Here is a 4,973-nt window from a genome sequence, read left to right as displayed (position 1 = left end):
GCCTGCTGGACGCCGAGCACCAGCACCGTCACCGGCGGCAGGTCGCCCGCCACCGCCTTGGCCAGCGTCGCCGCCGCACCTAGCGCCGCGGACCGGCTCTCCGGGGCGCGGCCGGCGCGGGGCAGGAGAAGCGCCGAGACGACGGCGAAGAAGACCAGGAGGGCCAAGCCGGCCCAGAGCGCCCGGCGGCGGCCGGGGCGCGGGCCCGCTCCGGGCAGGCGAGCGTCGGCGACCGGCTCGGGCGGGCTTCCGGCCCGGGCGGATGCGCTCTCCTCGCCGTCGGGACGCTCGGACAAAGCGGAGGCCTCCTTCCCGATTCTGGGGGTATCTTCCCCGACTGGAAGAGGATAGCGCGGGGCCGCACGCCTCCCAAGGCGGGAGCGGCGGGCAGGCGTCCCGGCGAAGGGCGGGAGACGGCTCTCTCCCCACCTTGTACGCCGGCCGGCGCCGCTCGAGACCGGGGAGGGTCGGGCCGCGGCCGGCGGGCGAGGGGCCGCGGCGAGCGGAAGGGAGAAGGGGGCGAGGCGATGGGAGGAGGCCGGGGCGGCGAGGGGCGGCCGCAGGCGCTGCCGCAGCGCGAGATTCCGGGCGGCGGCGTACTCGTGCCGGTGCTGGGGCAGGGCACCTGGGGGATGGGCGAGTCGCGCGCCTCCTTCGCCCGCGAGGTGGAGGCGCTGCGGCTGGGCATCGAGCTGGGCATGACCCTCATCGACACGGCCGAGCTGTATGGTGCCGGGGGCGCGGAGCGGGTGGTGGGAGAGGCGGTTCGCGACTGCCGCGAGCGCGTCTTCCTGGTGACCAAGATCTGGCCCTCGCACGCCGGGCGGCGCGAGGCGCTGGCGGCGCTGGCGGGCTCGCTGCGGCGCCTGGGCACGGGCTACGTGGACGCGGTCCTGCTCCACTGGCCGACGCGCTCGGCCCCGCTGGGCGAGACGCTGGCCGCCTTCCGGGAGATGCGGGCGCGCGGCCTCGCGCGCTTCACCGGGATCAGCAACTTCGACCTTCCCTGGCTGCGGGCCGCCTGGCAGGCGCTGCCGGCCGGCGAGCACCTGGCCTTCCACGAGGTGCCCTACGGGCTCGGCGACCGGCGGGCGGAGAGGAGCCTGCTGCCCTGGGCGAGGGAGCACGGCCAGCTCCTCCTGGCCTACAGCCCGCTGGCCCACGGCCGCTTCCGCCGCTGGCGGGGCTGGGAGCGGCTGGAGAGCGTGGCGCGGAGACTGGACCTGGAACCGGTCCAGCTGGCGCTGGCCTGGCTGGTGCGCCAGCCTGGGGTGGTGGGCATCCCCAAGGCGGTCCGGCCCGAACACGTCCGCCAGAACGCCGCCGCGGCACGGCTCGCGCTGGACGAGGAGGTGGCGGCCGAGCTGGAGGCCGCCTTCCCGGGCCCGACGCGGGACTTCCACCCGCCGCTGCCGCCCTACGGCCCCTTCTATCGCCTGGTCCTGGCGGGCAGCCGGCTGGCGGTCCGCCTGCGCGGCGGCTGAGCCGGCGTCCCGGCTAGGCTAGGCGCGGGGCGGCAGGCGGAGCGCCCGCCGCGGCAGCGTCCAGCGGCCTTCCTCCGTGAGCAGGGCGAGGCTCTCCGGCTGGCCCTCCACCGGCTCCACGGCCAGGACGCGGACGGCGCGTCCGTCGATCCAGATGCAGGTGGGGGCGCCGGGGTCGCCGGCGTAGCCCAGGGCCAGTTCGAGCGTCTCCGGCTGCGCGCCCCCGTCGGGGCGGGCGGCCGCCGCCGCCGCGGGGGCGCCTCCGGGCTTCTTGGTCTCGTAGAGCGAACGGTCGGCGGCGGCCAGGAGCGCCTCGGGCGTGCGGCCGTCCTCGGGCCAGCCGGCGACGCCGACGCTGAGGCTGGCGCGGCTGCCCCCCTCCAGGGTGAGCGCCTCCAGGCGGCGCCCCGTCTCCAGGGCCGCCCCGCGCGGCGTCTGGGGCAGCAGGACGACGAACTCGTCGCCGCCGAAGCGGAAGAGCTCGTCGGCCTGGCGCAGGGCCGAGCGCCAGAGCAGGGCCAGCTCGGCCAGGAGGCGGTCGCCGGCCAGGTGGCCGTGGCGGTCGTTGAAGCGCTTGAAGTCGTCCAGGTCGAGGAGGAGGAGGCTGAAGGGGACGCCGTAACGCTCGGCGCGCGCCACCTCCTCGGCCAGCCGCGTCTCGAGGAAGCGGCGGTTGAAGGCGCCGGTCAGCGGGTCGCGGATCGCTTCCTCGCGCAGCCTCTCCAGCGCCAGCTCCAGCCGCGCCAGCGCCCGGCGCAGCTCCTCGAGCGCCTCCCCGACGCCGTCGCCCCTCTCGGCCGCCATGGCGTTCGCCTCGCCCGCCTTTTTCCCCCGCCGCTCAGCCGCGGAGCGCGACGCGCTCTCTGGCGACCGTGCGGACCGCCTCGGCGAAGATCTCCAGCCCCTCTTCCAGCAGCTCCTCCGGCACGTTGAGCGCCGGCATGAAGCGGATCACCTCGCCCTGGACGCCGGCGGGGTAGAGCAGGAGCCCCCGCTCCAGCGCCGCCGCGATGACCCGGTGGGCCGTCTCGCCGTCCGGCTCGCCGCTGGCCGGGTCGACGAACTCGGCCGCCGCCATCAGTCCCAGGCCGCGCACGTCGCCGATGACGGGGAACTCGTCGCGCAGCCGGCGGAGCCGCTCCAGCACCCCGGGCCCCAGCGCCGCCGCGCGCTCGGGGAGCGCCTCCTCCTCCAGCACGTCCAGCGTGGCCAGCGCCGCCGCGCAGCTGACCGGGTTGCCGCCGAAGGTGGTGCCGTGGGCGGCGGAGCCCCAGCCGCGCATCAGCTCCTCCGAGGCGCCGATGGCCGAGAGCGGGAAGCCCGAGGCGATGCCCTTGGCCATCACCAGGATGTCCGGGCGGACCCCGAAGGTCTGCGCGGCGAACATCCGCCCCGTCCGCCCGAAGCCCGTCTGCACCTCGTCGAAGACGAGGAGGATGCCGTGCCGGTCGGCTATCTTGCGCAGCCCATGCAGGAAGCTGGCGGGCGGCACGATGTAGCCGCCCTCTCCCTGGACCGGCTCGACGACGATGGCCGCCACCTGCGAGGGGTCGACCTCGTGGGCGAAGAGACGCCGGAGATGGGCCAGCGCCTCTTCCGCCACGCGCTCCGGATCGTCGCGGTGGGCCGAGCGGTAGACGTTGGGATAGACGGAATGGTAGACGCCGCCGACGAGCGGCTCCTCGCGCAGCCGGTACTTGGCCTTGGAGGCGGTCAGCGTCATGGCGCCGAAGGTGCGCCCGTGGAAGCCGCCCCAGAAGGCGACCACCGCGGGGCGCCCGGTGGCGTAGCGCGCCAGCTTGACCGCGCCCTCCACCGCCTCGGCGCCCGAGTTGCCGAAGAAGAAGCTCTCGATGCCCTCCGGGGTCACCTCGCGCAGCCGCGCCGCCAAGCGCAGGACCGGCTCGTAGACGGTGACGCCGATGGCGCTGTGCACCAGCCTCTCCATCTGCTCCCGCGCCGCCGCCAGCACGCGCGGGTGGCGGTGGCCGGTGTTGTTGGCGGCGAAGCCCTCGACGAAGTCGATGTAACGGCGTCCGTCGGCGCCCCAGATGAGCGAACCCTCCGCCCGGGCGACGGGAAGGTTGGGCCAGTCGTTGGCCAGCGAGGGGGCCAGGAGCTCCTTCAGGTGTCCGACCAGGTCCTGGTAAGGAAGCCGGCTCAGCGCCTGCGATGGGCTGCGATCCAAGCTCGTCCCCTGCCTTTTCGCGAAGTGGGAGTGCCTCCCCAAGCTACGTTACATCATCGGCGGGGGCACTCCTCCGGCCATCCGCGCTCACGCCCCCGCCGGCGGCTCCGCCAGCCCCAGGTGGTCGGCCAGCTCGCCCAGGCGATGCAGGCGGACCACGGGCGCCTCCGGCCAGAGGTCCCAGGCGTCGTAGAGGAAGGCGGCCAACCCCGCGGCCTGCGCCCCCTGTACGTCCACCTCCAGCTGGTCGCCCACGTAGACCGCCTCTTCCGGCCTCACCCGCATCCGTTCCAACGCCTGGAGGAAGATGGCCGGGTCGGGCTTCTCCACCCCGGCCTCCTCCGAGGTGAGGATCAGCTCCAGCTCGGGGGCCAGCCCGCTCTTCTCCAGCAGCGCGTGGGCGTGGCGGTCGGCGTTGCTGATGACGCCCAGACGGAAGCCGGCCGCGCGCAGCCGCGGCAGGAGGGCGGGCGCGTCGGGGTCGGGGCGGCTCCAGAGGCTCTCCCGGCGCTGGACCATCTCCCGCCAGAGGGCGGCCGCCAGCCCGCGCGCCGCCTCCTCGTCCAATCCCAGCCGGCGCCCCGTCTCGGCCAACAGGTCGAGCGTGGGCCGCGCCCGCCTGTCGAAGCCGGGCCAGCTCCGCTGCGGCCAGCCCTGCTTGCGCACCTCGGCCTCGGCGCGGCGGACCTCGCGCGGCTCGACCCTCCTCCCGCCCACGGCCGCCACCTGGCGGGCCACCGCCTCGCCGTCCAGGTGGAGGAGGGTGTTGGCCATGTCGAAGAAGACCGCTCCTCTTGCCACCGCTGCCACCCCCCGCCAGCAGGGCGTTAGGCGCGCGGGGCCTGGATCCCTTCCGCCCGCTGCGACGGCCGCCGCCCCCGGCGGACGGGAAGGCCGCCCGGGGGCGGCGAGCGCCGCCCGGCCGGGCGGCCGGAGCGGAGGCGTCCTGTGGGAGTGCGGCCGGTCACGGCGCTACTGCCCGCCGAAACGGCCCGCGAAGGTCTGCTGCCCGTCCTTCATCTGGATCAGCACCACCGGCTTGGAGGGGTTGTGCTGCGCGTCCATGGCGATCTTTCCGGTCACGCCCTGGAAGTCGGTGGTGGCGGCCAGCGCCTCGCGGATCTTGGCGGGGTCGGCCGAGCCGGCGCGCTGGATGGCGTCCGCCACCAGCATCACCGCGTCGTAACCCAGCGCCGCCAGCGCGTCGGGCACCTCGCCGTAGCGCGCCTTGTAGGCCTGGACGAAGGCCTGCACCTTGGGGTCGGGGTCCTGCGAGGAGTAGTGGTTGGTGAAGTAGGTGT

Annotated in this window: 6 protein-coding genes; 1 reads left to right on the top strand and 5 read right to left on the bottom strand. The window is 75.5% G+C overall.

Features of this window, described 5'->3' with window-relative positions:
• Positions 1-296, bottom strand: a 296-nt coding sequence (locus K6U79_11050; protein MCL6522889.1) for a hypothetical protein, incomplete at its 3' end; no start/stop codon positions are given.
• Positions 297-527: 231 nt separating this feature from the next.
• Between K6U79_11050 and K6U79_11045 the strand changes: the two genes are divergently transcribed.
• The gene (locus K6U79_11045) at positions 528-1,484 is read left to right on the top strand and encodes an aldo/keto reductase (GenBank protein MCL6522888.1); all 957 of its coding nucleotides are present in this window, start codon (positions 528-530) and stop codon (positions 1,482-1,484) included.
• A gap of 18 nt (positions 1,485-1,502) precedes the next feature.
• Here the strand turns inward: K6U79_11045 and K6U79_11040 are convergent, their stop codons facing one another.
• The 4 genes from K6U79_11040 to K6U79_11025 form a co-directional block, all read right to left on the bottom strand.
• Positions 1,503-2,288: a GGDEF domain-containing protein gene (locus K6U79_11040; GenBank protein MCL6522887.1), complete on the bottom strand. Its 786-nt coding sequence runs from the start codon at positions 2,286-2,288 to the stop codon at positions 1,503-1,505.
• Positions 2,289-2,322: 34 nt separating this feature from the next.
• Positions 2,323-3,648 (bottom strand): aspartate aminotransferase family protein, encoded by a 1,326-nt coding sequence (locus tag K6U79_11035; protein ID MCL6522886.1) that lies wholly within the window; start codon positions 3,646-3,648, stop codon positions 2,323-2,325.
• A gap of 111 nt (positions 3,649-3,759) precedes the next feature.
• Positions 3,760-4,473, bottom strand: coding sequence for an HAD-IA family hydrolase (locus K6U79_11030; GenBank protein ID MCL6522885.1), 714 nt, complete (start codon positions 4,471-4,473; stop codon positions 3,760-3,762).
• A gap of 171 nt (positions 4,474-4,644) precedes the next feature.
• The coding region (locus K6U79_11025; GenBank protein ID MCL6522884.1) for an ABC transporter substrate-binding protein at positions 4,645-4,973 on the bottom strand (329 nt) is incomplete at its 5' end.

The organism is Bacillota bacterium (assembly GCA_023511835.1).
Taxonomy (GTDB): Bacteria; Bacillota; Sulfobacillia; order JAIMAT01; family JAIMAT01; genus JAIMAT01.
This window is presented reverse-complemented; position numbering and strand designations above follow the sequence as displayed.